Raw genomic sequence first — 24,591 nt, 5'->3', positions numbered from 1 at the left:
GACGCGGTGGCGGGAGGCGCGCGAGAGGTTGGCTGATGGCCATGCGACAGGCATTTCATCACGAGCTGGCTCGGCTCGGCGCCGAGATGACGGCGATGTGCGTCGCCTGCTCGGAGGCGATGCGGCAGGCCACCGCGGCTTTGCTCACCGCGAACTTGGAGCTGGCCGAGCAGGTGCTCGTCGGCGACACCGAGCTGGATCTGCAGCGCGCCGAGTGCGAAGACCACGCTGAGGCGCTGTTGGCGTTGCAGGCCCCGGTCGCCCATGAGCTGCGACTCGTGCTCGCCGCGGTGTACTGCGCCGACAAACTCGAGCGCATGGGTGACCTCGCCGCGCACATCGCCGGCACAGCGCGATTTCAGCACCCGGACCACCTCGACTCCGCCGAGCTGGAGGAAAAGTTCCGCCGCCTCGGCGATCTCACCGCGGGCATGGCCGACCGGCTCGCGGACATGATCGCCGCACCGTTCGCGGGCATGTTCATCGAGCTGGACAACGCCGACCAGGCGGTGGACGACCTGCACGCTCAGGTACTCGACCTGATCACCAGCCGGAACTGGAAAGGCGGCGCCGCCGCGGCGGCCAACGCCGCCCTGCTGGCCCGGTTCTACGAGCGCTTCGGCGACCAGGCCGTGTCGGTGGCCAGGCGCCTCGAATTCACCGTGACCGGCGCCTTGCCCGTCTGATTCTGCGCGCGTTGCCAGCGGAAGATCCCGGCGCCCTGGGCGTAGGAGAGGTGGCCGCCGAGCGCACCCCCGGCACCGAGGACGAGCAGGCCGAGTGCGCCGAGCAGCTTGCCCCCGGCCGCGCCACGGCGCCGCCGGCGGTAGGAGGCGGCGAAGATCATGGTCGCGACGAGGTTGAGCACGAGATGGCAGAACCCGACCCGGCGCTGCCGCTCGTCGAGGTCGTGGTAGTCGGCGGCACCGAGGATCGCGGCCGCCGGAGCCGCCAGCAAGCCGATGCCCACGAGGCGACGGGCAGCTTCGTCGTTGCCCGGCACCAAGTCGAGCAGCGACGAGCACGCCCACGCGCCGATCGGGAGGGTGACCGCGAGCGGGTGCAGTGGATGGCCGAGCCGGCGGCCTCGAAGCTCTTCACCGGCCTGGCCGCTGAAGAGCTCGTCCACCGGCCTCGCCACCGCGGCCGCGGGTGCGTCCAGTGCTTGGACCTCTTCGAGGGCGGACAACAGCCGGTGCGGCGGGGACTCCGTCGCAGTCCGGGTCCTGGCGAACCTGATCGCGAATGGTGAGTTATCGGTCATGACACGGGCTACCCCCACGGTCGGGCTCCAACCCTCACCGCGGAATCGACTTGTTCACGCTCCCGCCGCAGCTGCGGCAAACGGGCCGCGGTGCGGCGGAAGCGTGACGTCGTCTTCGCAGCCGTCAATCACGGCTTTTCGTCCAGCGCTTGGTGGATGACGTACCAGACATCGACCCGTCCGCCTTGGAGTGGTGCAGTTCGCTCTGCCCGCACCGATTCCTCGTCGCTCCGTGTCAGGATCGGTGAGCGCCCTGGACAGGCGATGCACCGTGCTCGTGGCGACCCACCGGCTGCTCGGTTTTGTGCTTGGTGTCGGCGGCGTCCTGGGCGGCACGCTGTTTGCCGATCGCCGGATCGGACCTGATCTGGTCGTTCTCGTCCTTGGCCTTCTCGTATCCGGAATTGACCAGGTCCGCGGCGGCGTCCCGGCCGCCGATGCCGAATGCCAGAGCCGCGGCCAGTGCCGCCGCGCCGACCAGCGCGGCGTAGGTGATCGTGACGATCACCGGGGAGATCCCCAGCTGAGTCAAGATCATGAAAATGGCGATACCCATGATCATCGCCGGGGCGAGGGTGCGGGCGATCTTCCCGGTCGGCGTGTCGCCCATGGTGCGGTGCAGCAGTCCGCCGACCGCGCCGGCGACTGCGGCCGCGACGATGAAGATCAGCAGCGCGGCGATGACATTGGGCAGGTAGCTCAGCACCTGGTTCATGAACGCGGTCAACGCCGGAATCCCCAGCGTCCCGATGGCCGAGGAGATCACGAACAGCATGATCACCCAGAACACGACCAGACCGACGAGCTTGGACGGGCTGCCCCGCGGGGAGAGTTTCTCCACGTAGTTCGCGCCGCCACCGGACTTCAGCCGGTCGTCGACCTTCGCCTTCTGCAGACCCTTGGTGATGGCCTTGTCCAGCAGTTTGGCGATGATGAAGCCGATCAGCAGCACGAGAAGCGCGCCGATCAGCTGGGGCAGGTAGTTCACGAACGTCGTGAATGCGCTCTGCAGACTTTGCAGGATGTTGAAGCCGGTATTCATCGATCTCGTCCTCTCGTGGACAAATTTCGGTTACGTCGATGGGTACCTCCCGACTCCGCTGTGGCCGTTTTCGGCTCTGGCGTTTCGAGCGGCGACAACCCAGGCAGGTTGTATTTCCGCTGCGTACCCGGTCGACGGCCGGTCAAACATGCTGTTATCACCAAACGGAATGCGTCGTTACCCGGTCATTCGGGCCCGAAAGTGGGTAGCGCTATTCCTCGGAAAGCAGCGTTCCCAGCGGTCCGAGATCGATGTTGAGTTCCCGCCGCTCCAGTCCGAAGTGATCGCACAATTCTTCCATGCGCAGATCGAGGTACATCAGCGTCTGGCCGATCTCCTCGACCTTGTCGTCGTCCAGATCGCCGTGGTCGACGCGGCGCAGCGCCTGGCGCTCCATGAGCTGGCGCAACAGCTCCACCACCGTCAGCACCAGACTGACGAGGCTGCGTTCCGCCGTCTCGGGATCGGCGTCGATCCGGTTCTTTCGCTCGTCGTCACCCATGGGGCTGCTGCAATGCTGTGATCGACGTGATCAGGGTTCGCAGGGAAACGCGCACGAGATCGACGTCGGCGATGGACAGGGTGATTTCGCCGCTCACCACGACGCCGCCCGCGAGTACGCGGTCGAGCAGGTCGATGAGGGCGACGTTGCGGTTCCCGGCGCGTGCCGGCACAGTCATGGTTCCTCCGGTGTAGAGAACGAGTACGGCGGCCATGGCCCGGTCAGCTCCACGGTGAGCACGGTGCTGTCCCGGCCACTCGAGTCCACTGCTTCGGCGAAGCGCCCGGCTTGCCCGGCATCGACGAGGTACGCCCCGTTGAGCACCATCGGCCCGTCCTGGTCGGTCAGCGCCCGGCTCTGCGGGGGATGGGTGCAGGCGTCGGCCGCGAGTTCGCAGAGCGCGGCGTGGAGACGGCTCACCTGGTCCGCGGCCCGCTGCTTACGTTCTTCTTGTGACGCCAGCGCGCGGCGCCGCCGCGCCAGGTAGGCAACCCCCGCGCCTTCGCTGTCCGGCACGGCCGCGGCGGGCTCCGGTTCGGACTGCAGGAATGCCTTCACCCCCCACTCGACCCGGCCCGAGACGTGCTCGAGCGTCCGTTCGAAATCGGCGCAACGCTCCTCGACGGCGACCCGGACGGAGGCGTCGTCGTGGTACACCGTCGCGAGGCGCACGGGCGCCACCGGCCCCTGCTCGACGAGCGCCGCGATCACGGAGTCGTGCGCTCGCGCCACCGCGGCCAGCCAGTCGAGGTCCTCCAGGTTGCGACGCAGGGCTTCCGCACCGAAGGAGCTCAACGGGACATCGCCCACCACCGCGGCCAGCCTGCCCGCCGTGACAACCCGCGGGCGTTCGGCCGACACCCCGGTCAGTCCGCCGAGTGCGGCGGCCCCGGCTTCAGGCGTCACGGCGTACAGCCACACGCCTGTCTCGTCACTCGCGTTCATCATCTTCCTCGCCGGCCTCGATGGACTCCGGCGCCGCCTCCAACTCGGCGATGCGCGCCCGAAGCTGCCGGTTCTCGTTTTGCAGCTTCCCGTTGTCACCGGTCAGCCACGGATCGCTCTCCCACCAGTTGATGCCCACCTCGCGGGCGGTCTCGAGCGAGGCGATCACCAGCCGCAGCTTGATCGTCAGCAGTTCGATGTCGAGCAGGTTGACCTGGATGTCCCCGGCGATGACCAGTCCCTTGTCCAGCACCCGCTCGAGGATGTCGCCGAGGTTCGCGGGCTGGCTTCCGGTAGCACCGAGCGCGCCCTGGGACCGGCTGACCGGTTGCCCCGATACCATCTCAGCTCCCCTCGTTTCCGGTGCCGGACTTGCCGCGCGCGTACCGCCGCGTGCGGCGGAACGCGAGCAGGTCGCCTTCGGTGTCCAGCTCGATCTCGTACAGCGCCAGGATGTCAGCCGAGGACGGGATGCGGTGCTCTTCGATCACTTCGACCTCGACGACCCAGCCGTCTTCGAGCGGCTCGACCGACGTGACGCCCACGGGTTCGCTCGTGATCAGCTCGTCCAGCTGACGCACCGCCGAGGCGGCCGCTGTCGAGGCGACCATGCCGTCGCGCCCCGATCGACGGCGGGTCGGCGGGGACCGGTCTTCACCTTTCGCGGTGGCCATCGGCCGTCACCTTTTCCTCTCGTCGGTTCGGCGTACGGGCCGGCTCGGCCGGGAGCCCGTCAGCCGGCTCAATGCCTCTTGCTGCGCTTCGGCTTCTTCTTCGGCCGAGATCTCGCCGGCTGCCCGCGCCTGCTCCACGGCCTCCAGCTCGCGCCGGACTGACGCGGGGTCGTGCAGCTCTTCGTCGACCCGCCGCCGGATCAGCTCGCCCAGGGCGAGGACCCCGCGGACCGGTGCCAGCGGCAGACCGAAGATTCCCGACAACAGGCCCATCGCGTCACTCCGGCGTCCGCGTGACGACGAAGTCGTACGCAGCGAGCGGACCGAGCAGGCGGACCTCGACGCGGCCTTCCCAGTCCTTCGCCAGCTCGTCGATGGCGGCTTCCAGATCGCCCTGCCGGTCGGTCTCGGCCAACACTGCGAGGTGCACCGCCTCCTCATCGTGAGTCGGCTGTCGAGGCGCGAGCTCCACGACCAGATCGGCCAATGCGTCGGCCGTCCGTTGCGTATCGACCGCCCGCTTCGCCTCGATCGCCTGCGTGATCTGCTCGCCCAGGGCCATGCGCTCGTTGCGGGTGGCATCCTGTGGCTTGCCCCGGATCGCGTCCGCGAGCTGCGCCATGCCGTCGTTCTCGGACAGGATTTCCCGCAGGATGGCCCCCTCGTCGTAACGCGCCCGGACGACGTACTCCGCTTTGCCCTCCAGCTCCTCCAGCGCTGCCATGAAGTCATCGCGGTTCGCGTCGAGCAGCTCGTCGACCACCGCTCGCTCGTCCGCGACGACGGCGCCAAAGCGCAGCGGCAGCACCGGGACCTCGGCTGCCGCCGCGTCCAGCAGGCTGGCGTACGCCGAAAGGTCCGCAGGCCGGCCCAGCGGCGTGTCCTGGGGGATTTCGCTGACCAGCGCGGCGATCGGTCCACTGTGCACTGTGGTCACGGCGGAAGGCGGATCCCCCACTCCACGCGCGTCGCCGTCGATCTCGACGTCGGCGGGCAGGATGCCGTAGACGTAGATCGCCGTCTCGGTTCCGTTCTCCGTCTCGGTGTCGGTTTCGGCGGTCACTCGCCTCACCGTCCCTTCCTGCCGCGGCGCACGGGTTCTTCCTCTTCCTCGTCTTCGTCTTCGTCTTCGCCGAGGATGCCGCGCAGCTTGTCGCCTGCTGCCTCGAGCGCCCCGCGCGTCTTGGCCTTGGCGCCGCCGGAGGTCACGTCCTCCAGGAGGTCGGGCAGACCCTTCTGCTCGGTGCCCGAGATGTCGAGGCGATTCACCGCTTCCGCGAACCGCAGGTAGGTGTCGACACTGGCCACCACAACTCGGGCGTCCACGGTCAGCAGCTCGATGCCCACCAGGGACACCCGTACGTACGCGTCGATCACGAGGCCCTTGTCCAGGATCGTGTCGATCACGTCGGCGAGGCTGCTCGAACTCGGCCGGTCGAGGCCGCCGCCCCCACCGGAGGGCTGTACTGCTGTTGTCATCGCCTGCTCCCTCGACTTCTGCCTGCGCCGACACGCGCGCGGCCGCGGCGAGGCTGTTCTTCCTCGGCCGCCTCGTCGGATTCCTCCGCGTCCTCGGTCTCGTCGGTGTCTTCGGTGTCTTCGGGCTCCTCTTCCTCAGGCTCCTCCTCGGGCTCTTCTTCGTGCTCCTCTTCGGACTCCGCGTACTCGTCCTCTTCGGAACCGGTGTCGGCGGACTCCTCGTCCTGCTCCGGTCCGGTTTCCTCGGCCTCGTCGCGGTCGGCGCCCTCGTCACCCTGCTCGACGACCTGCCCGTCGTGGATCTCGCCGTGCCACCCCTCGATGTCGTCGGGGTGCAGCAGGTCTTCCGTCATCACGTGGCGGCGGAAATGCTTGAGCTCCAGCCGTGCCCGGCGGCCCTGCGCCCGCCAGATGTTGCCGGTGCGCTCGAACAGCCCCTGCGGGTGGTACGCGAGCACCAGCACGACCTTGGTGAGGTCCGGCGTGAGCTCGTGGAACGTCACCGCTCCGTCAACGTGACCCTTCGCTGCCTTGGAGCGCCACACGATCCGCTCGAATGGCACCTGCTCCAGGATGGTGGCCTCCCAGCTGCGGTGCGACCAGAAGACCTGCGCCTTCCACTCGGTCTTCTCTTCGCTGACCTGCTCGACGTTGTTGACCTTCTTCATGAACGCCGGGAAGTCGGTGAACCGGGTCCACTGGTCGTATACGAGATCGATCGGCGCACCGATGTCGATCTCCTCGACGATGTTGGTGAGCTTGATCTTGTTGCCCTTACCGCTGCCACCGCCGCCCCCGCCGCTGAACGTGTCCTTCACCTTCTGCGCGATACCGGACAGGCCGCCCTTGACGGCGCCCATCATCGCCTTGCCCTTGACGCCGCCCTTGCCGCCGGTCGCCGCTTCGAGAAGGCCACCGCCGCCGCCTTCGGCGAAGTCGGTCAGGCGCCCGGCCGTCGAAGAGATCCGCTTCGTGATGGAACCCGTCGCCCGGGTCATGGCCGCTTGACCCAGCCCGCGCAGGGCATCGGTCAGCTCACTCGTGTTGCCGCCGGTCGCTTTCGACGCGGCGCCGCTGACCGTGCCGGTCGCTTTGCCGGCTGCGCTCGTGGCCTTGTCGGCGGTGTTCTTCAACGTTTTGGTGACCACTGCGTTCACCTCCTCGCCCGGCGGACGGGCGAGCGCTTGGTGGCGGTGCGTGCACTGCCAGAACTCTTGTCACCGTCGTCGGACGACGCGGACCGCCGGCTCGATGATCGCCGCTGCGGCTTCCGTTCGTCACCATCGCTCGAGCGGCGGCTCGCCGCGCGGCGGCGCTGGGGCTTCTCGGGCTCGGGCTCCGGCTCCGGCTCCGGCTCCGGCTCCGGCTCCGGCTCTTCCTGGTCTTCGGCTTCGCCCTCGTCCTCGTCCACGACTTCGGCTTCGTCTTCGTCTTCCGGCGTGGCGTCGTGCTCGTCGTCGGCCTTGGACTTCTTGCCGCGGGTGAGCGCACTGCCGTCCTGGAGGCGTTCGCTCAGAGATTCGATCTTCCCGCTGGCCGCCGTCACCGCCGCGGCCTTCGCCGCGGAGAGCAACTCGTCACGCGCCAGTGACGTCAGCTGGCCGATCTCCGCGGACGAGCCCAGCTGCTTGAGACCACCTTGGACGAGCTTCGCCGGCGACACCCCGGCCTTGCCGGTGGCCCCCGCGGCCGCGATCATCAACGCGAGGCGCCCTTTTTTCGTCCGCCCCAGTAGATAACCGGCCGCGACTCCGATCGCCATCCGTGTTCCTGCCTTCATGGCCGCTCCTCCTGACTCTTGCGGTAGCGAGTTCGTCACGCACAACCCGCACGCCGCCCCCGAAAACCAGGCGAACAGGAATGTGACTTCGTCATTTGATTCAGCTACCCGCAACCTTCCGCGTGAAAACACCTGAGGACGGAAAATGTATTTCTCAACAGTGCGGTAATGGTGACAAGAAATCACGGAACCGGTTCCGAAGATTGACTTTTGCTGACAGGGCACTCGCCGAGTTTGCCCGGCCGGGCGGCGGGTAAACGGCGAGGACCCCGAACGACGAGGAGGCGTGATGAGCAGCGTTGCCGAGGAAGGTGGCTACCGCCGGGCGCGGCTCGTGCCGGGCGGCCCGTTGCTGGTGGATGGCCCGATCGAGCTGCAGGCGCCGGACGGGGACGTGGTGCGCTCGGACCGATTCGTCGTCGCGGTGTGCACGTGCCGGCGCAGCAAGCGGTTCCCGCTGTGCGACACGAGCCACCGCAAGCGGGTGAGGACTCAGGACAACGGTTGACGCAGCGAGGACCGCCCGGCGCGCCAGCACGACGCCAGGAGGTGCTCGCTGAGGCGCTCTTCGAGGAGGTCGGTCGCCTGGACGCCGAACACGTCTCCTCGGTGGCGGCGAAATGACCGACGAGCGCGCCCCGCAGCGATCGGTGCAGACCGAACAGCGACATCATGTGGACGATCGCGATCATCGGTGCGGGCGTGCCCCAGCAGAGCGAGGTAGCCGTCCCGCAGCTCGGCGCCACGCAAGAGGTCGGCGAACAAGCGCGAAGACCTCCCGCACGCCACCACTGTCCTTCGTCGCGAAGGAGTCGGATACGCCGGAGCCGTCGATCGGCTCGACGAGCAGGGCCTCGAACTCGGCGTTGACGTCGTGGCCACCGGGTACCGCGCCACGGAGGCCGGTCAGGAACCGGTGCTCCAGTGCCGCGCGGGCCCGGAGCAGGTCCGGATCCCACTCCCACGTCTCGTCGACGTCCGGCAGTCCCTGGTAGTGCTGTTCAAAAGCAGAGGTGCAACGCGAGCTGCGGGTCGTTGCCGAACGAATCGGCGTCCGCGAGGGGCGTTGAGCACCAACGGGCGCCCGCCGGCGGAGCGGACAACACCGCGGCGACCGTGGCCGAAAGCGGGCCCCGGGCGGCGGGCAATACGGGGGTGGACAGCATCGTCATGGCCGCTGGTCACCCGCGGCGGCGGCTTCATGCCCGGTGGCCGGCACGGTCCGCTCCGCGAGCAGGCGGAGCGCCGCGGGCAGCCCCGCCGTGGCGGTGGCACGCTGCGCGACCGAATCGCGATCCTGGCGTTCCGCCGCTGCTGGCGGCGAACGGAGTCGCCCGGCCGAGCACTGCCCTGCGCGGGTTCTCCGGTGAAAGGTTCCGTTGCCCGGCGGTGAGCGCCCCGGGCAGGCTAGCGGTTCCTGCTTCGGCTCAGCAGCCGGATGGTGGCGCGTTCGAGGACCGCGCGAGCGTCGTCGCCCTCGGCTTCGCGGCGCGGCTCAGGGTCCGGCTGATCGTGTGTGACGAGCGGTAGGCCTCGACCAGCCGGGGGTCCACATAGGACGCCCGGCACACGGCCGGGGTGTTGCCGAGCGCTTCGGAGACCTGGCGCATCACCGCGGCCTCCGCGCGTTTGGCCGCAGCCTCCGACGCCGGTTCCGCCGCGGTGGCGAACGCGGCCGCGGCGAGCACGGTGGCGTTTCAGGTGCGCAGGTCCTGGGCCGTGCAGTCCTCGCCCGCGAGTTCCTTGAACCGCTCGTTGACGTCGGCGGCGTGGATCTCGTGCGGGCCCGAGCAGGTGCGGTAGACGAGCAGCCGTTCGCTGTCCGCGCGGCTGCGCAGCAAGGACCGCAGCATTTCCACCAGTGCCGGATCGTCGATCGACACCGCCCTCGCGGCGCCACCCTTGGCCGAGTACTCGAACACGCAGGCACCCTTGCGCACGCAGGCGTGCTCACGCAGCAGGGTGGCCACGCCGTGAGTGCCGTTCTCCTCGGCGTACTCCTCGCCGCCGGTGCAGCGCGGCGCCGAGCATCCGCAGCGCGGCGCCGAGCATCCGCAGCGGCGCCGAGCACGCAGCGTTCGGTGAGCACACGTTCGGCCAGGTCGTCCTCAACCTGGGCCCGCCATCCGGGCAGCCGCCTCGCCATGGCCAGCACCCTGTCGTGTTTCTCCTCGTCGCGGTCGCGGCGCCACTGCGGGGTGATACAAGTACTGCCGCCGGCCGGCGGCGTCCGTGCCGACGGCCTGGATGTGACCGTTCGGCTGCGGCGCGATCCACACGTCGCGCCACGCGGGCGGGATGACCAGGTCCTCGATCCGCTCCGGCGCTTCGTCTTCGGCGAGCCGGTCGCCGGCGGGGTCGAGGTAGGAGAACCCGCGTCCGCGTCGCACCCGCCGGATGCCCGAGGCGGGCGGTGAGGGCGCTGCGTCGCAATCGCGTCATTCCCTCCAGATACCCCGGGGTGGTTGCCCGTCGCGCGGAATAGCGATGCATCGGCACTGGTCGATCGGAGGGGCCGTCGGACGGGCCAAGGGCGTGCTGATGGCTCAGCGGTGATGCCGGCGCAACGGCCGGACGGCGGGGCCCTGGACGACGTCGCCGTCGGGGGCGAAGCGGGAGCCGTGGCACGGGCAGTCCCATGTGTGTTCGGCGTCGTTGAAGGCCACTAGGCAGCCGAGGTGCGTGCAATGCGCTTCCACGGTGTGCAGGTCGCCGTCTTTGGCTCGGTAGGCAGCGACCAGTTCAGCGCCCACGCGGACCACGGCGCCCTGGCCCGGTCGTACCTGGTCCAGGGAGCGGCCCTGCTGCAACACGGACACGTGGTCGCCGACGAGGTGGCGGCCAACCTCGAAGGCGTCTTCGGCGAGGCTGAGCACCGAGCGCGCGTCGAAGCGGTTGGGGTCGAACAGCGCGGCGGCAGGGTGGTCCTTACCCAGGATGCGGGCGGCGACGACCTGGCCTGCCGCCGTGCCGCCGGTCATGCCCCACTGGCCGAGGCCCGTCGCGACCCACAGCGGCAACGAGGCGGGCAGATAGCGGCCGGCGTACGGCAGTCCGTCCAAAGTGGACAGATCGTGTGCGGACCAGCGGTGGGTCACGCGGTGCAGGCCCGCGTGTTCGCCGGCCCAGGCGGCGAGGCGTTCGTAGCGTTCCTCGATGTGTGATTCGGCCCCCACGCGGTAGTGTTCGCCGCCGGCGACGACGGTCGGGGTGCCGTCGGCGGTGTAGGCGCGCACCGAGTGGTGGGTGTCGGCGTCGAGGTACATCCCGTCCGGTGCGGCGTTGCCGGCCGCCGGGCCCGCGACGACCAGGTCGCGCACCGGGTCGAGCCGGGCGAAGTAGAGCCCTCGGTCGAACACGGGGTAGTGCGTGGCGACCACCACGTCGTCGGCCTCGACGTCACCCTGGGACGTCCGCACGACCCGGCCGCGCAAGTCGAGGCCCAGCGCGCGCGTGTGCTCGAGGACGGTGCCGCCTGCGCGTTCGACCTCGGCGGCGAGCCCGAGCAGCCAACGGCGGGGGTGGAAATGCGCTTGCCCGGCGACGCGTACGGCACCGAGGGCGGGCACGTCCAGCTCGACGTCCTTCACGTACGCCGCCGGAAGCCCGGCTTTCATGGCCGCGTCGGCTTCCTTCTTGAGCTTGTCGACGGTCCCGCCTTGCGTCGTGTAGACGTAGCTGGGCGCGCGGGTGAACGCGCAGTCGATGCCCGCTTCGGCGGCGATCCACTCCAGTGCCGCGGACTGCGCCCCCGCGTAGGTCTTCGCGGCGTCGGCACCGTGGCGCGCCTCGAGCTCGGCGTACTTCAGCCCGTGCTGGGCGCTCACCTTCGCCGTCGTGTGCCCGGACACGCCGCTCGCCACCCGGCCGGCCTCCAGCACGACCACCGACTTCCCGGCCCGCGCCAGCAGCACCGCCGTGGTCAGCCCCGCGATCCCGGCCCCGAGCACGACCACGTCAGCCCACGTGGGCGGCGGCCCCGAGCCGCGTTCGGGCGCGGGCGCGGTGTCGATCCACAACGACAGCGGGGCGGGCAGGTCCGTCATCAATAAGTGGTTCCCCCGTGGAGTGAGCCCAAACACCGGGCGTTTCACCCCGGCGCGATCTGGTCGCGGTATCACGGGGCGGCGGGCGATGCGAATTTCCGCAAGCGCTGGTTTCGCTCGGCCGCGTCCGGGTATTCAAGGTCATCGCTTGGAAAGGAAGTCAGCGATGGCTATCGCCGGAATCATCAGTGCACTCGTCATCGGTTTGATCATCGGCATTCTCGGTCGGCTGCTTGCGCCGGGAAAGCAGAAGATTCCGCTGTGGCTCACGATCGTGGTCGGGATCATCGCGGCGTTCGCGGGGACGGCGATCGCACGTGCGGCCGGATACGCCGACACCGAAGGGATTGACTGGCTCGAGCTGATCACCCAGATCGTGCTGGCCGCGCTCGGGGTTTCGGTTGCCGCTGCCGCCTTTGGCCGGAGGCGGAAAGTGCTGCGATGACCCCTGCCCGCCCAGCCCGGCCCAGTTTTCTGGGCCGGGCTAATGCGTGGCCGTTACCGGCACTTCCGCGGCGATCAATCCCGGAGCAGTGGTGCCAGCGGGCTGTTGTCGAGCTGTGCCAGTATTTCTGCGACGTCGCGGTAGACGGCCACTGCGCTGGCATCGCGAAGTTCCGCGGCGCTGGTTCCGCCGGAGCGGACTCCGACCGTTCGGACCTCCGCGCGGCGGGCGGACTCGACGTCCCAGACGGCGTCACCGACGAAAATCGACCGCGCGGAACCGGCGCCGGCCGCGTCCAAGGCGACGACGATCGGCTCGGCGTCGGGTTTGGTCGCTTCGACGTCCTTGCCGGCGATGACCGCGGCGACCTCGTCGTCGACGTCGAGAACCTTCCGCAGGATCTCCAGCTCGTCGGGCCCTGCGGACGTGGCGAGCACGACGCGTGCTCCGCGCCCGGCCAGGGTCCGGATCAGATCGCGGGCACCGGGAAACGGCCGCAGCAGGTCCGAATCACGCAGGTACAGCGCGGAATGCAGTTCCTTCACGCGGGAGCCGAGCTGCTCGGCGTCCGCGTGGCCGAGGAGCCGGGCGAGGAGTTTGTCCGAACCCATGCCGATCGCCCGGTGCACGCGCCAGCCGTCCACCGGACGATCCACGGCGTGGAAGGCGCGCAGCCAGGCATGGACGTGCAGGTAGTTCGAATCGACGAGCGTGCCGTCCACGTCGAACAGCACGGCGGTCGGCTCGGGCATGCGGTGCTCCTTTCCGGACTGTCGCAGGGGTACCCGGTCGGCCACGCTTTCGCCAAAAGTGGCGGCGCCGCCGGCCGAACGGCCGGCGGCGCGTCTCGGCTCGGGGTCGCGCCCGCAGCCAGGTTTACCCGCTTCCTTGCCGGCCAAACGACTCCGCACCGCGGAGTGTCAGTTCGAGGCGCCACCGGGTGGCAGGTGCCAGCTCATGGTGACTGTGGTGCCGTGGGGTGTGGGCGTGATGGTGACGTCGTCGGTGAGGGCGCGGATGAGGGGCAGGCCACGACCGTGGCGCGGGTCGGGGCCGCGTGGTGGCTGCCATCGGCCTTCGTCAGTGATCGTGACGCGGAGGCTGCGCTCTTCGTGGTGGGCGCGCAATTCCACTCCGCCATTCTTGGAGCCCGCGGCGTACGCGTGCTCGACGGCGTTGATCAGGGCTTCGTAGACCGCGAGTTCCACGTCGGTGATCAGCGGCGGCGCCAAGCCGCGGGCGCCGGCCCAGCGGGCGACAGCCCGGCGCAGCGTGGCCGCGTGGGGCACCTGCGCGGGCTCGTGGAGATGCAGCGTGGCTGGGGGACGGTACTGCGGGGCGCTCGCCGGGCACATCGCGGCCACTCCTCGACGTCGGCTGGACGTGATCTGCTTTCCGCGTACCCGCTGGCGCCGAGGATATGCGTGGCTTCCGAGGTTCAGCCCGTTTCGTCCGTGACCTGGTGAGGTGCGCCGACGGGTTCGGATTCGGGGAGCCGCTGTCGCCACTCCGACTGCCAGTTCTTCAGCGCGCGGTTCCAGAAATCGGCCGAACTGAGGTATTCGGCCCACGAGACGGGATCGGCGAAGCCGCTGAACTGGACACCGTGTTTTCCGTTCGCTCACAGCCACATCGCCGCCACCACAGCGCGGCGGCCGTGGCAGCCGGCGTGAGGGCGGCGGTCGCCGCGGCGCTCAGCAGGCCGGGTCCGGTCTACGTCAAGGAAAACCCGGCCGGCGGGGGCAGCGGCGGCAGCACCGGCAGGCCGTCGTGCAGGTAGCCCGCGCGGTCGTTCGCCTGGGCTCCGGTGGCGATCGCGGTGGTGCGCACCCAGGGCACGACGCGCCAGGATCTCCGCCGTCGAGCGCATGGCTGGAGCTACCCGTTGCGCGGGCCGGTCAACCCGCCGGGGTCGCCGATGGTCGGCAGGTGGCCGCCTGCGGCTTCGATCCGCCGGATGGTGGGGCCGGCAAGGATGCCGTGGACCAGCACGGACAAGGCGATGGTGAGGGCGCCGACGCGCCAGAGCACGTCCTGACCGGGGACGGGGAAGCGATCGAGGGCGTAGGCGAGGTAGAAGATCGTGCCGATCCCGCGCACGCCGAAGAACGCGATCGCACCTGAGGCGTGCCGTCCGGCCGGCGAACCGAGCAGGGCGAGCCACCCGAGCACGGGCCGCACGACGAGCACCACGACGCCGGCCACGAGCAGCTCGACGGGTGAGAAGCCGTGCAGCAGCCCGTCACCGAGGGCCACGCCGAGCCCCAGTAGTGCGAGTGCGACGAACAGCCGTTCCAGCTGACGGCCGAAGGCGTGCAGCACCTCGTGGTACTCGTGGGACCGTTCCTCCGCACGCACCGCGACGGCGGCGACGAACACGGCCACGAAACCGTTTCCGTGGACGAGTTCCGCAACCGCGTACGGCAGGAAGGCGAGGGCGAGCAGCACGAGGCCGTCGGCGTAGTCGGCCAGCCGGAAGCGCGAAGAGGCCGTGCCGAACATCGCCCATCCCAGCAGTTTTCCGGCGCCGAGCCCCACCAGCACGCCGATGCCGACCGGCAGGACGAGGTCCACCAGGATCCACCCGGCGTCCGGCTCGGGGGGCTGCCCGGCCAGTGCCAGCGCCAGGAGGACGAAGGGCATGGTCAGGCCGTCGTTCAGGCCGGCCTCGATGGTGAGCGTGGACCGCATCTCGTTGTGGCGGGCCAGGTGCGCGCCGACGTCGGGGGAGGGGACGCCGACGTCGCCGGCCAGCACGGGGTCGGTCGGCGCCAGGACCGCGCCCAGCAGCATCGCGACGGCCGGGGTGAGCGCGAGCCACCACCAGCCGAGCAGCGCGACGACGGCGATCATCGCGGGCATCGTGATGCCCAGCAGCCGCCAGGCCGACGCCCAGCGGCGGACTCCGAACGGGCGGTCCACCGAAAGCCCGGCCCCGGCCAGCGACACCAGGATGCCCAGCTGGGCGAACGACTCGACGCCGGTCAGGTGCGCGGCCGGGTCGGCCCACCCGTCGCCGTACGGCGCGGGCAGTGGCAGCAGGCCGAGCCCGATGCCGGCGATCAGCATCACGAGCGGGGTCGAGAACGGCCGGTCGGCGACCAGCTTCGGCAGCACGGCCGCGGCGAGCGCGAGCAGCCCGGCGACGCCGAAGAGGACGGTCAACATGGACACCGCGACACCTGCTGATCTTCCGGGACACCGGTTCCGGGTCTACCCGCCGGACCCGCGGCGCAAACGCGGCTCTCAGCCGGCCACGACCGTGTGGTCCGAACGCGCCACGAGCTCGCCGATCACCGGGTGGCCGGGCAGCTCGCCCGCCACCAGCAGTCCGCCGGAAGTCTGGGCGTCGGCCAGGAGCAGGGCTTCGGTCTCGGTGGTCCGCGACAGGTCGGCGTGCGGGCGGACCCAGTCGAGGTTGCGCCGGGTGCCACCGCTGACGTAGCCGTCGCGCAGCGCTTCGCGCGCGCCGTCGAGGTAGGGCACGGCCGCCGGGTCGATCCGCGCGGTGACGCCGCTCGCGCGGGCCAGCTTGTGCAGGTGGCCGAGCAGTCCGAACCCGGTGACGTCCGTCGCGCACACGGCGCCCGTGGCCAGTGCGGCGACCGAAGCGTCGCGGTTGAGCGTGGTCATCGTGGCGATGGCGTGCTCGAACCGCTCGCCGGTGGCCTTGTGGCGGGAGTTCAGCACGCCGATGCCGAGCGGCTTGGTGAGGGTGAGCGGCACACCCGCGCGGCCGGAGTCGTTGCGCAGCAACCGGTCCGGGTCTGCCGTCCCGGTGACGGCGAGGCCGTACTGGGGTTCCGGGGAGTCGACGCTGTGGCCGCCCGCGAGGTGGCACCCCGCTTCGCCGCACACGTCGAGCCCGCCGCGCAGGACCTCGGCGGCCAGCTCGAACGGCAGGACATCGCGCGGCCAGCCCAGCAGGTTCACCGCGACCACGGGCGTGCCGCCCATCGCATACACGTCGGACAATGCGTTGGCCGCGGCGATCCGGCCCCAGTCGTACGGGTCGTCGACGACCGGGGTGAAGAAGTCCGTGGTCGCGATGAGCGCCGTCCCGCCGGAAATCCGGACAGCCGCCGCGTCGTCACCGGCGTCCAGGCCGACCAGCAGCTCACCGGCCGCGTTCGCGGGCCGGGCGCCGGTGAGACCGCCGACCACGGATTCGAGCTCACCGGGCGGGATCTTGCACGCGCAGCCGCCGCCGTGGGCGTACTGGGTCAGCCGGATGGTCATGGCGCTCATCATGCGCGGGCGCCGCCGTGTTGGCAGGATGGCGGAATGCCCCAGGGAGGCGTTTCCGGCCTGGTGACCGGCGCGGTCTTCAAAACCGTTGAGCGGCAGGTCCTGCCGCTGGCGGGTTCGATTCCCGTCCGCCTCCGCCATGGGTGACCCGCGGCGGGCGATCCCGCGCACCGATTCCGTGCTCGCCGAGCCGCGGCTCGCGAAGGCGGCCGGCACGCTCGGGCGTGACCTGGTGAAGTCGCTGGTCGTGGCGGCGCAGCAGCGGGCGAGAGCCGGGGAGATCGGGCCGGGAGAGGTCGTCGACGACGTGTTGGCCCGGCTGCCCGCCACCGGGTCTTCGCTGCGAGCCGTGCTGAACGCGACCGGCGTTCTCGTGCACACCAACCTCGGCCGCGCGCCGCTGTCCGCTGCCGCGCTCGACGCGGTCGTCGCCGCGGCCGGGACCACCGACGTCGAGTTCGACCTCGGGACCGGCGAGCGCGCGAAACGCGGCCGCGGTGCCCTCGCGGCCCTGACCGCCGCGGTGCCGGGCGCGGCGGTGCACGTGGTGAACAACAACGCGGCCGCCTTGCTGTTGTGCGCGCTGGTTTTGGCGCAGGACAAGGAGATCGTGGTCAGCCGCGGTGAGCTGGTCGAGATCGGCGACGGCTTCCGCATCCCCGACCTGCTGGAGTCGACCGGCGCGCGGCTGCGCGAAGTCGGCACGACCAACCGCACCTCCGCCCGCGACTACGCGGCCGCCGTCGGCCCGGACACGGGGTTCGTGCTGAAAGTCCACCCCTCGAACTACCGCGTTACCGGCTTCACGTCCGAAGCGAGCGTCGCCGAGCTGGCCGGGCTCGGCGTGCCGGTGGTCGCCGACGTGGGGTCGGGCCTGCTGGCGCCGCACTCGTTGCTGCCCGGGGAGCCGGACGTCACGACCGCGCTGGCCGACGGCGCCGCTGTGGTGACCGCGAGCGGTGACAAGCTCCTCGGTGGCCCGCAGGCCGGGCTGCTGTTCGGAGACGCCGCGCTGATCGAACGGCTTCGGCGTCATCCCGCCGCTCGGGCGCTGCGCGTGGACAAGCTCACGCTCGCCGCGCTCGAAGCCACTCTGCGTGGCCCGGAGCCACCGGTGCGCGCGGCACTCGGCGCCGACGTCGGAGAACTCCGGACGCGCGCCGAAATGCTGGCCGCGGCTCTGCGCTCGGCCGGAGTGGACGCCTGGGCCGTGGACTCGGTGGCGGTCGTCGGAGGCGGCGGGGCGCCGGGCGTCGAACTGCCGAGCTCGGCCGTCTCCTTGCCCGCCCGCTACGCGGCGGCGCTGCGACGGGGTGAGCCTCCGGTGGTCGGCCGGATCGTGCGCGAGAAGTGCCTGCTCGACCTGCGCACGGTGCGCCCGGCCGAGGACGTGATGCTGCGGGAGGCCGTGCGCCGATGCGGGTGATCGCCACGGCCGGACACGTCGACCACGGGAAGTCCACGCTCATCCGCCGGCTCACCGGCATGGAGCCGGACCGGTGGGCCGAGGAACGCCGCCGCGGCCTGACACTGGACCTCGGCTTCGCCTGGATGCGGCTGGCCGGCGAGGAGCTCGCGTTCGTCGACGTTCCGGGGCATCGGCGGTTCGTACCGAACATGCTGGCCGGGATCGGTCCGGTGCCGGCCGTGCTGTTCGTGGTCGCCGCGAACGAGGGCTGGATGCCGCAGTCGGCCGAGCACCTGGCCGCTCTCGATGCGTTCGGGGTCCGCCACGGCCTGCTCGTCGTCACCAAGGCCGACCGCGCGGACCCCGCGGCGGCCACCACGGCGGCGTTGCGGGAAATCGCGAAGACGGCACTCGGCCAGGTGCCCGCCGTCGCCGTCAGCGGCACGACCGGTGCGGGCCTCGACGAGCTGCGCACCCGGCTGACCGAGCTTGCCGCCGGCCTGCCGCCGCCGGACCCGGGAGCAGACGTCCGGCTCTGGATCGACCGGGCGTTCACGATCAAGGGCGCCGGCACGGTCGTCACCGGCACGCTCGGCGCCGGCACGCTGCGTGTCGGAGACGAGCTGACGCTCGGCGAGGCCCGCGTCCGGGTGCGCGGCCTGCAGTCCCTCGGCGAAGCGCACGAGAGCGTGTCCGCCGTGGCCCGGGTCGCCGTGAACCTGCGCGGCGTGGCCCGCGACGCGGCCGAGCGCGGCGACGCCCTGCTCACGCCCGGCGCGTGGCGCACCACGGCCGAGCTCGACGTGCGGTTGCGCGGGACACCCACGGCCGAGCTGCACCGGCACCTGGTGGCGCACCTCGGCTCCGCGGCCGTGCCCGCACGGGTCCGCCCGCTCGGCCCGGACACCGCGCGGCTGCTGCTCGCGACGCCGTTGCCGCTGCGCGTGGGTGATCGGGGGCTGCTGCGCGACCCCGGGGAGCACCGGACCCCGGCCGGGTTCGACGTCCTCGACGTCCGGCCGCCGCCGCTGGCCCGCCGTGGCGCGGCGCGAGCGCGGGGCACGGAGCTGGCGGCGCCGGAACCCGGCTGGGATCTGCTGCGCCGCGAAGGGTTCGTGCGCCACGACGACTTCCACGCCCTCGGCCTCCCGGAGGCCGGCGAGCGGCTCGGCGACTGGCACGCCGACCCGGCGCACCTCGCCCGGCTGCGCGAGGAGGCGCCCCGGGTGGTGGCCGGATGGACGCGCGAGCATCCGATCGCCGCCGGCATGCCGGTCGCCGTGCTCCGGCAGCGGCTCGGCCTGCCGGCTGCCGAACTGGTACCGGCGATCCTGGCGGACGGCCTGACCGTGGCCGGCGGACTCGTGCGGCGCCCAGGCGCGGGGTTGAGCACGGACGTCGAACGCGCGCTCGCCGTGCTCGAGAAGCGCTTCGCCGAGCACCCGTTCCAGGCGCCGGAAGCGGACGAACTGCGCGAGCTCGGCCTGGGCACCCGCGAGCTGGCCGCCGCCGTGCGCCTGGGCCGCCTGAGAGCTGTCGCGGACGGCGTGGTGCTCGGCCCGGCCGCACCGCGGCGCGCCGCGGAAGCGCTGGCCGCGCTGGGGAAACCCTTCACCGTGTCCGAGGCCCGGCGGGCGCTGGACAGCACCCGTCGCGTGATGATCCCGCTGCTGGAACACCTGGACGCCCTCGGCGTCACCGAACGGCAGGCTGGCGGCACCAGACGTGTGGTTGGGGCTGCGAATCCCGCGTACGGCGATTAACGTGCGAGGCATGGGCGTGCGGCAGTGGATCGAAGGCTGGCCGGTGTACCGGCAGCTGACCGGTCCCGATCGCACGGCCCGCGCCGCCGCGGCCAAGTCCGCCGGTTCGGAGACCTGGCACGCCCGCACCGAAGACGCCGACAGGGTGGTCCGGTCGATCTGCCCGTACTGCGCGGTCGGCTGCGGCCAGAAGGTGTACGTCAAGGACGGCGCCGTCACCCAGATCGAAGGCGACCCGGACTCGCCGATCTCGCGCGGTCGCCTGTGCCCGAAGGGCTCGGCCAGCAAACAGCTCGTGACCAGCCCGAGCCGCGTCACCGAGGTCCTCTACCGCCGCCCGTACGGCACGGAGTGGGAGCGCCTGCCGCTGGACGAGGCGATGGACATGATCGCCGACCGCGTGCTGAAGACGCGCGCCGACACGTGGCAGGACGTCGATGACCAGGGCCGCAAGCTCAACCGCACGCTCGGCTTAGCCAGCCTCGGCGGCGCGACGCTGGACAACGAAGAGAACTACCTGATGAAGAAGCTCTACACCGCGCTCGGCGCGATCCAGATCGAGAACCAGGCGCGTATTTGACACTCCGCCACGGTTCCCGGTCTGGGGACCTCCTTCGGTCGTGGGGGCGCCACGACGTTCCAGCAAGATCTCGCCAACGCCGACTGCATCGTCATCCAGGGCTCGAACATGGCCGAGTGCCATCCGGTCGGGTTTCAGTGGGTGATGGAGGCGAAGGCCCGCGGCGCGAAGATCATCCACATCGACCCGCGGTTCACGCGCACCAGCGCGGTCTCGCACGTCCACGCGGCGCTGCGGGCCGGGTCGGACATCGCGTTCCTCGGCGGGCTGATCAAGTACGTGCTGGACCACGACCTCGACTTCCGGGAGTACGTGCTGGCCTACACCAACGCGGCCGCGATCCTGCGTGAGGACTTCGCCGACACAGAGGACCTCGACGGTCTCTTCTCCGGTTTCGACCCCGAGAAGCGCCGGTACGACATGACGACGTGGGCCTACGAGGGCGCCCCGACGGTGCCGGCGGCCGGGTCGACCGATCCGGAGCAGCCCGGCGAGCCCGGTTCTGAGCCCCGCCACGGCGGCGAGGGCCATCAGCGCACCGCCCGCGCCGACTCGTACGGCAGCGGCGGCGCGGCGGTGGGCGCCAAGCCCAAGACGGACGAGACGCTGCGGCACCCGCGGTGCGTCTACCAGGTCCTCAAGCGGCACTTCGCTCGCTACACACCCGAAGCCGTCGCCGACATCTGCGGGATCCCGGTCGCGCAGTTCACCGAGATCGCGGAGGCGGTCACCGCGAACTCCGGGCGCGAGCGCACCACGGCGTGGGTGTACTCGGTCGGGTGGACGCAGCACAGCGTCGGCGCGCAGTACATCCGCACGGCGTCGATCCTGCAGACGTTGCTGGGCAACATCGGCCGACCCGGCGGCGGCATCCTCGCGTTGCGCGGGCACGCCAGCATCCAGGGCTCCACCGACATCCCGACGCTGTTCAACCTGCTGCCCGGTTACATCCCGATGCCGCACGCGCACCAGCACCAGACCCTTGCGGAGTTCGTCGAGGCGGACGCGGGCCAGACCGGCTTCTGGGGCAACATGCAGGCCTACACCGTCAGCCTGCTGAAGGCCTACTGGGGTGACCACGCCCAGCCGCACAACGACTTCGCGTTCGCGCACCTGCCGCGGCTGACCGGCGACCACGGCACGTACGCGACGGTGCAGAAGCAGATCGAGGGGGAGTGCAAGGGCTACTTCCTGGTCGGCGAGAACCCGGCGGTCGGCTCGGCCAACGGGAAGCTCCAGCGCCTCGGCATGGCCAACCTCGACTGGCTGGTCGTGCGGGACCTGCAGATGATCGAGAGCGCGACGTTCTGGAAGGACGGCCCGGAAATCGAGACCGGCGAGCTGAAATCGGAGGAGATCGGCACCGAGGTCTTCTTCCTGCCCGCCGCCGCGCACACCGAGAAAGACGGCAGCTTCACCAACACCCAGCGCCTGTTGCAGTGGCACCACAAGGCCGTGGAGCCGCCCGGCGAGGCCCGCAGCGACCTGTGGTTCTACTACCACCTGGGCCGCCTGATCAGGGAACGCGTGGGCGACGACCCGCGGGACGCGGCGATCCGCGACCTCACCTGGAGCTACCCGACCGAGGGCCCGACGGCCGACCCGAGCGCGGAATCGGTGCTCGCGGAGATCAACGGCCACGGCCCCGGCGGCCCGCTGTCGGCCTACACCGAGCTGAAGGACGACGGCTCGACCTCCTGCGGCTGCTGGATCTACTGCGGAGTCCGCGCCGACGGACACAACCACGCGGCGAATCGGCAGCCGGGGTCAGAACAGGACTGGGTGGCGAACGGCTGGGCCTGGGCGTGGCCCGCGAACAGGCGGATCCTCTACAACCGCGCCTCGGCGGACCCGGACGGAAATCCCTGGAGCGAACGGAAAAAGCTGCTCTCCTGGGACGCCGGGCAGGGCAAGTGGACCGGCCCCGACGTCCCGGACTTCGAGCCCACCAAGGCACCGGACTACGTCCCGCCCGAAGGCGCGAAGGCCCAGGCGGCGCTCGGCGGCGGAGATGCGTTCATCATGCAGACCGACGGCAAGGCCTGGCTCTACGTGCCCGCGGGCCTGGTCGACGGTCCGCTCCCGACGCACTACGAGCCGTTCGAGAGCCCGGTCGACAACGCCCTGTACAGCCGGCAGGAGTCGCCGACGCGCCAGACGCTGGACAGCCCGTCGAACCCGTACAACCCGGCGCGCAGTTCGGTGTACCCGTACGTGTTCACGACCTACCGGCTCACCGAGCACCACACGGCGGGCGGCATGAGCCGGACGCTGTCGCACCTGGCGGAGCTGCAGCCGGAGTTCTTCTGCGAGGTCTCCCCGGCGCTCGCGGCCGAACGCGGCCTGGAGAACGGCGGCTGGGCGACCATCGTCTCGGCGCGCACGGCGATCGAAGCCCGCGTGCTCGTGACCGATCGGATCAAGCCGCTCAAGGTCCGGGGCCGGACCATCCACCAGATCGGGCTGCCCTACCACTGGGGTCCCAACGGCCTCTCGCGCGGCGACGCGACCAACGATCTGCTCTCGATCGTGCTGGACCCGAACGTGCACATCCAGGAGGCCAAGGCGGCCACCTGCGACATCCGCCCGGGACGGCGGCCGCGCGGGCCGTCCCTCCTCGATTTCGTGGCCGACTACCGGAGGCGAGCCGATGGCTGAGTACGGCACCCAGCCCCGCATGGGGTTCTTCACCGACACATCCGTGTGTATCGGCTGCAAGGCGTGCGAGGTCGCCTGCAAGGAGTGGAACGGCGTCCCGGAGTCCGGTGAGCTGGACCTGCTCGGGATGTCCTACGACAACACCGGCGAGCTGGGCTCGAACACCTGGCGGCACGTCGCGTTCATCGAACAGCCCGCGGTGGACCTGGGGATGCCGACGGTCGGCGCGCCTCGACAGCTTGAGCAGGAGCCCGGTGTGCGCTGGCTGATGTCCAGCGACGTCTGCAAGCACTGCACCCACGCCGCGTGCCTCGACGTCTGCCCGACGGGCGCGTTGTTCCGCACAGAGTTCGACACCGTCGTGGTGCAGCAGGACATCTGCAACGGCTGCGGCTACTGCGTGCCCGCTTGTCCCTACGGCGTCATCGAAAAACGCGAGAGCGACGGCCGCGCTTTCAAGTGCACCCTCTGCTACGACCGGCTCGGCGCCGGCCTGGAACCCGCGTGCGCCAAGGCCTGCCCGACCGACTCCATCCAGTTCGGGGAGCTGACCGAGCTCCGCGCGCGGGCCGCGTCGCGAGTCGACGCGCTGCACGCGGACGGGGTGCCGGAAGCTCGCCTCTACGGCCACGATCCGGACGACGGCGTCGGCGGCGACGGAGCGTTTTTCCTGCTGCTGGACGAACCCGAGGTCTACGGCTTCCCACCCGACCCCGTCGTGACGACCCGTGATCTGCCGGCGATGTGGAAACGCGCCGCGACGACCGCGGCCGGGGTGGCCGCCGCGCTGGTCGTGTCGTTCCTGGGCCGGCGCCGATGAGCCCCCGCCGCGAACGCGCCATGGTCGAACCCGTCGAGTTCCGCTCGTATTACGGTCGCCCGATCCTGAAGGAACCGGCCTGGAAGCAGCCGGACGTGCCGCTGTACCTGTTCCTCGGCGGCGCCGCCGGGGCCTCGGCGTCGATGGCCGCGCTGGCCGACCTCACCGGCCGTCCGGCACTGGCCCGGGTGGGCCGGCTGGTCGCCTCGGGCGGCTCTCTCGCGAGCGTCGTGGCGCTGGTCCACGACCTGGGCAAGCCGACGCGGTTCCTGAACATGCTGCGCGTGCTCAAGCCGACCTCGCCGCTGTCGGTGGGATCGTGGATCCTCTCCCCGTTCTCCGGGCTCGCGGCGGTGGCGGCCTTCTCAGGGGTGACCGGCATCCTGCCGCGCGTCGGTCGCCTCGCCGGGGCTGGCGCGGGCGTCCTCGGCCCGGCGATGTGCACCTACACGGCCGTGCTGCTGGCCGACACGGCGACCCCGTCGTGGCACGAGGCCGGCGGCACGCTGCCGATCCTGTTCGCGGGCAGCGCGGTGACCAGTGGCGCCGGGGCCGCGCTGATTTCGGTGCCTCCGGCGGAGAACGGCCCGGTCGTGCGCGCCGGCCTCGCCGCGGCCGCTGCCGAGCTGCTCGCCGAGCACCACCTGGAGACCGGACTGGGCCTGGTCTCGGAGCCGTACCGCACGGGCCGCGCGGGAAAGCTGCTCAAAGCGGCCAAGTCGCTCACCGCCGCCGGCGCCGTGCTGTCGCTGGCCGCGCGTCGCAGCCGTGTGGCGGGTGTGGCCGCCGGGGCGGCTTACCTGGCGTCCGGGCTGTGCACGCGGTTCGGGGTGTACGCGGCCGGAGTGGAGTCCACAAAGGATCCGAAGTACGTGGTGGTGCCGCAACGGGAACGGCTGGCCCGCCGCGCGGAGAGCTGACGGCAGCTCACCACGAG

General features: G+C 70.9%; 29 protein-coding genes, 1 tRNA gene and 2 pseudogenes. 9 read left to right on the top strand and 23 right to left on the bottom strand.

The genetic code is table 11. The annotated features are described in order from the left end of the window. Positions 1-35: 35 nt before the first annotated feature. Positions 36-686 (top strand): phosphate signaling complex protein PhoU, encoded by a 651-nt coding sequence (phoU, locus tag AB0M56_RS16545; RefSeq protein ID WP_364176309.1) that lies wholly within the window; start codon positions 36-38, stop codon positions 684-686. Here phoU and AB0M56_RS16540 read toward each other — a convergent pair. The 12 genes from AB0M56_RS16540 to AB0M56_RS16485 all read right to left on the bottom strand — a co-directional run bounded on the left by AB0M56_RS16540 (position 608) and on the right by AB0M56_RS16485 (position 7,686). Further along, positions 608-1,189: a DUF2231 domain-containing protein gene (locus AB0M56_RS16540; RefSeq protein WP_364176306.1), complete on the bottom strand. Its 582-nt coding sequence runs from the start codon at positions 1,187-1,189 to the stop codon at positions 608-610. The genes phoU and AB0M56_RS16540 overlap by 79 nt on opposite strands. Before the next feature lie 310 nt (positions 1,190-1,499). Continuing rightward, complete coding sequence (locus tag AB0M56_RS16535; protein ID WP_364176303.1) at positions 1,500-2,306, bottom strand: hypothetical protein; 807 nt, start codon at positions 2,304-2,306, stop codon at positions 1,500-1,502. Between the two features lie 211 nt (positions 2,307-2,517). Beyond that, positions 2,518-2,808: a gas vesicle protein K gene (locus AB0M56_RS16530; protein WP_364176301.1), complete on the bottom strand. Its 291-nt coding sequence runs from the start codon at positions 2,806-2,808 to the stop codon at positions 2,518-2,520. Next, the gene (locus AB0M56_RS16525) at positions 2,801-2,986 is read right to left on the bottom strand and encodes a gas vesicle protein (RefSeq protein ID WP_364176298.1); all 186 of its coding nucleotides are present in this window, start codon (positions 2,984-2,986) and stop codon (positions 2,801-2,803) included. The genes AB0M56_RS16530 and AB0M56_RS16525 overlap by 8 nt, the downstream gene beginning before the upstream one ends. Then, positions 2,983-3,753 carry a GvpL/GvpF family gas vesicle protein gene (locus AB0M56_RS16520; protein ID WP_364176295.1) on the bottom strand — a complete coding sequence of 257 codons (771 nt, stop codon included), beginning with the start codon at positions 3,751-3,753 and terminating at the stop codon, positions 2,983-2,985. Before AB0M56_RS16520 ends, AB0M56_RS16525 begins: the two co-directional genes overlap by 4 nt. Continuing rightward, complete coding sequence (locus tag AB0M56_RS16515) at positions 3,740-4,096, bottom strand: gas vesicle protein (protein ID WP_364176292.1); 357 nt, start codon at positions 4,094-4,096, stop codon at positions 3,740-3,742. Before AB0M56_RS16515 ends, AB0M56_RS16520 begins: the two co-directional genes overlap by 14 nt. A gap of 1 nt (position 4,097) precedes the next feature. Further along, the gene (gene gvpO, locus AB0M56_RS16510) at positions 4,098-4,427 is read right to left on the bottom strand and encodes a gas vesicle protein GvpO (RefSeq protein ID WP_364176289.1); all 330 of its coding nucleotides are present in this window, start codon (positions 4,425-4,427) and stop codon (positions 4,098-4,100) included. A gap of 6 nt (positions 4,428-4,433) precedes the next feature. After that, entirely contained in the window at positions 4,434-4,700 is a 267-nt protein-coding gene (locus tag AB0M56_RS16505) for a gas vesicle protein GvpG (RefSeq protein WP_364176286.1), read from the bottom strand. A gap of 4 nt (positions 4,701-4,704) precedes the next feature. Further along, complete coding sequence (locus AB0M56_RS16500; protein ID WP_364176283.1) at positions 4,705-5,490, bottom strand: GvpL/GvpF family gas vesicle protein; 786 nt, start codon at positions 5,488-5,490, stop codon at positions 4,705-4,707. A gap of 5 nt (positions 5,491-5,495) precedes the next feature. Beyond that, entirely contained in the window at positions 5,496-5,906 is a 411-nt protein-coding gene (gene gvpJ, locus AB0M56_RS16495; protein ID WP_364176281.1) for a gas vesicle protein GvpJ, read from the bottom strand. Next, positions 5,903-7,063: an SRPBCC family protein gene (locus AB0M56_RS16490; protein ID WP_364176279.1), complete on the bottom strand. Its 1,161-nt coding sequence runs from the start codon at positions 7,061-7,063 to the stop codon at positions 5,903-5,905. Before AB0M56_RS16490 ends, gvpJ begins: the two co-directional genes overlap by 4 nt. Further along, on the bottom strand, positions 7,060-7,686 hold the full coding sequence (locus AB0M56_RS16485; RefSeq protein ID WP_364176276.1) for a hypothetical protein: 627 nt from the start codon (positions 7,684-7,686) through the stop codon (positions 7,060-7,062). Before AB0M56_RS16485 ends, AB0M56_RS16490 begins: the two co-directional genes overlap by 4 nt. A 289-nt stretch (positions 7,687-7,975) precedes the next feature. On the opposite strand from AB0M56_RS16485, the gene AB0M56_RS16480 reads away from it, so the two are divergent. After that, positions 7,976-8,194: a CDGSH iron-sulfur domain-containing protein gene (locus tag AB0M56_RS16480; RefSeq protein ID WP_364176273.1), complete on the top strand. Its 219-nt coding sequence runs from the start codon at positions 7,976-7,978 to the stop codon at positions 8,192-8,194. Here AB0M56_RS16480 and AB0M56_RS16475 read toward each other — a convergent pair. From AB0M56_RS16475 to AB0M56_RS16455, 5 genes and pseudogenes are all read right to left on the bottom strand, one after another. Continuing rightward, positions 8,179-8,858, bottom strand: a pseudogene (locus tag AB0M56_RS16475) (iron-containing redox enzyme family protein). The gene AB0M56_RS16480 and the pseudogene AB0M56_RS16475 sit on opposite strands and share 16 nt — an antisense overlap. A gap of 255 nt (positions 8,859-9,113) precedes the next feature. Next, positions 9,114-9,374 (bottom strand): hypothetical protein, encoded by a 261-nt coding sequence (locus tag AB0M56_RS16470; RefSeq protein WP_364176270.1) that lies wholly within the window; start codon positions 9,372-9,374, stop codon positions 9,114-9,116. Between the two features lie 9 nt (positions 9,375-9,383). After that, positions 9,384-9,656 (bottom strand): hypothetical protein, encoded by a 273-nt coding sequence (locus AB0M56_RS16465; protein WP_364176267.1) that lies wholly within the window; start codon positions 9,654-9,656, stop codon positions 9,384-9,386. Between the two features lie 138 nt (positions 9,657-9,794). Further along, on the bottom strand, positions 9,795-10,076 hold the full coding sequence (locus AB0M56_RS16460; RefSeq protein WP_364176265.1) for a hypothetical protein: 282 nt from the start codon (positions 10,074-10,076) through the stop codon (positions 9,795-9,797). A gap of 156 nt (positions 10,077-10,232) precedes the next feature. Further along, a complete protein-coding gene (locus AB0M56_RS16455; RefSeq protein WP_364176262.1) occupies positions 10,233-11,732 on the bottom strand; it encodes an FAD-dependent oxidoreductase in 1,500 nt (499 codons plus the stop codon). A 166-nt stretch (positions 11,733-11,898) separates the two neighbouring features. Here AB0M56_RS16455 and AB0M56_RS16450 point away from each other — a divergent pair, with 166 nt between their 5' ends. Continuing rightward, positions 11,899-12,177, top strand: coding sequence for a GlsB/YeaQ/YmgE family stress response membrane protein (locus AB0M56_RS16450; protein ID WP_364176259.1), 279 nt, complete (start codon positions 11,899-11,901; stop codon positions 12,175-12,177). A gap of 74 nt (positions 12,178-12,251) precedes the next feature. On the opposite strand, the gene AB0M56_RS16445 is transcribed toward AB0M56_RS16450, so the two are convergent. The 6 genes and pseudogenes from AB0M56_RS16445 to selD all read right to left on the bottom strand — a co-directional run bounded on the left by AB0M56_RS16445 (position 12,252) and on the right by selD (position 16,416). Then, a complete protein-coding gene (locus AB0M56_RS16445; protein WP_364176256.1) occupies positions 12,252-12,929 on the bottom strand; it encodes an HAD family hydrolase in 678 nt (225 codons plus the stop codon). 168 nt (positions 12,930-13,097) lie between these two features. Continuing rightward, entirely contained in the window at positions 13,098-13,532 is a 435-nt protein-coding gene (locus AB0M56_RS16440) for an ATP-binding protein (protein WP_364176253.1), read from the bottom strand. Positions 13,533-13,615: 83 nt separating this feature from the next. After that, a pseudogene (locus tag AB0M56_RS16435) lies at positions 13,616-13,756 on the bottom strand (hypothetical protein); the annotation flags it as partial. A 134-nt stretch (positions 13,757-13,890) separates the two neighbouring features. Continuing rightward, positions 13,891-14,016: a hypothetical protein gene (locus AB0M56_RS16430; RefSeq protein ID WP_364176250.1), complete on the bottom strand. Its 126-nt coding sequence runs from the start codon at positions 14,014-14,016 to the stop codon at positions 13,891-13,893. Positions 14,017-14,055: 39 nt separating this feature from the next. Then, a complete protein-coding gene (locus AB0M56_RS16425) occupies positions 14,056-15,345 on the bottom strand; it encodes a cation:proton antiporter (protein ID WP_364176424.1) in 1,290 nt (429 codons plus the stop codon). A gap of 78 nt (positions 15,346-15,423) precedes the next feature. After that, positions 15,424-16,416, bottom strand: a complete 993-nt coding sequence (gene selD, locus AB0M56_RS16420) for a selenide, water dikinase SelD (protein ID WP_364176247.1) — start codon at positions 16,414-16,416, stop codon at positions 15,424-15,426. A gap of 54 nt (positions 16,417-16,470) precedes the next feature. Here selD and AB0M56_RS16415 point away from each other — a divergent pair. The 6 genes from AB0M56_RS16415 to nrfD all read left to right on the top strand — a co-directional run bounded on the left by AB0M56_RS16415 (position 16,471) and on the right by nrfD (position 24,574). Continuing rightward, positions 16,471-16,565, top strand: a tRNA-Sec gene (locus AB0M56_RS16415). Next, on the top strand, positions 16,565-17,851 hold the full coding sequence (gene selA, locus AB0M56_RS16410) for an L-seryl-tRNA(Sec) selenium transferase (RefSeq protein WP_364176244.1): 1,287 nt from the start codon (positions 16,565-16,567) through the stop codon (positions 17,849-17,851). The genes AB0M56_RS16415 and selA overlap by 1 nt, the downstream gene beginning before the upstream one ends. Beyond that, the gene (gene selB / locus AB0M56_RS16405; protein WP_364176241.1) at positions 17,842-19,596 is read left to right on the top strand and encodes a selenocysteine-specific translation elongation factor; all 1,755 of its coding nucleotides are present in this window, start codon (positions 17,842-17,844) and stop codon (positions 19,594-19,596) included. The genes selA and selB overlap by 10 nt, the downstream gene beginning before the upstream one ends. A 10-nt stretch (positions 19,597-19,606) precedes the next feature. Continuing rightward, positions 19,607-22,834 (top strand): formate dehydrogenase, encoded by a 3,228-nt coding sequence (gene fdh, locus AB0M56_RS16400; protein ID WP_364176239.1) that lies wholly within the window; start codon positions 19,607-19,609, stop codon positions 22,832-22,834. Next, positions 22,827-23,654: a 4Fe-4S dicluster domain-containing protein gene (locus AB0M56_RS16395; RefSeq protein ID WP_364176236.1), complete on the top strand. Its 828-nt coding sequence runs from the start codon at positions 22,827-22,829 to the stop codon at positions 23,652-23,654. Before fdh ends, AB0M56_RS16395 begins: the two co-directional genes overlap by 8 nt. Continuing rightward, complete coding sequence (gene nrfD / locus AB0M56_RS16390) at positions 23,651-24,574, top strand: NrfD/PsrC family molybdoenzyme membrane anchor subunit (RefSeq protein WP_364176233.1); 924 nt, start codon at positions 23,651-23,653, stop codon at positions 24,572-24,574. Before AB0M56_RS16395 ends, nrfD begins: the two co-directional genes overlap by 4 nt. Positions 24,575-24,591 lie beyond the last annotated feature (17 nt).

This window comes from Amycolatopsis sp. NPDC051372 (assembly GCF_040682095.1).
Lineage (GTDB): Bacteria > Actinomycetota > Actinomycetes > Mycobacteriales > Pseudonocardiaceae > Amycolatopsis.
Note: the sequence above shows the minus strand (reverse complement) of the source record. Positions and strands in the feature narration are given on the sequence as shown.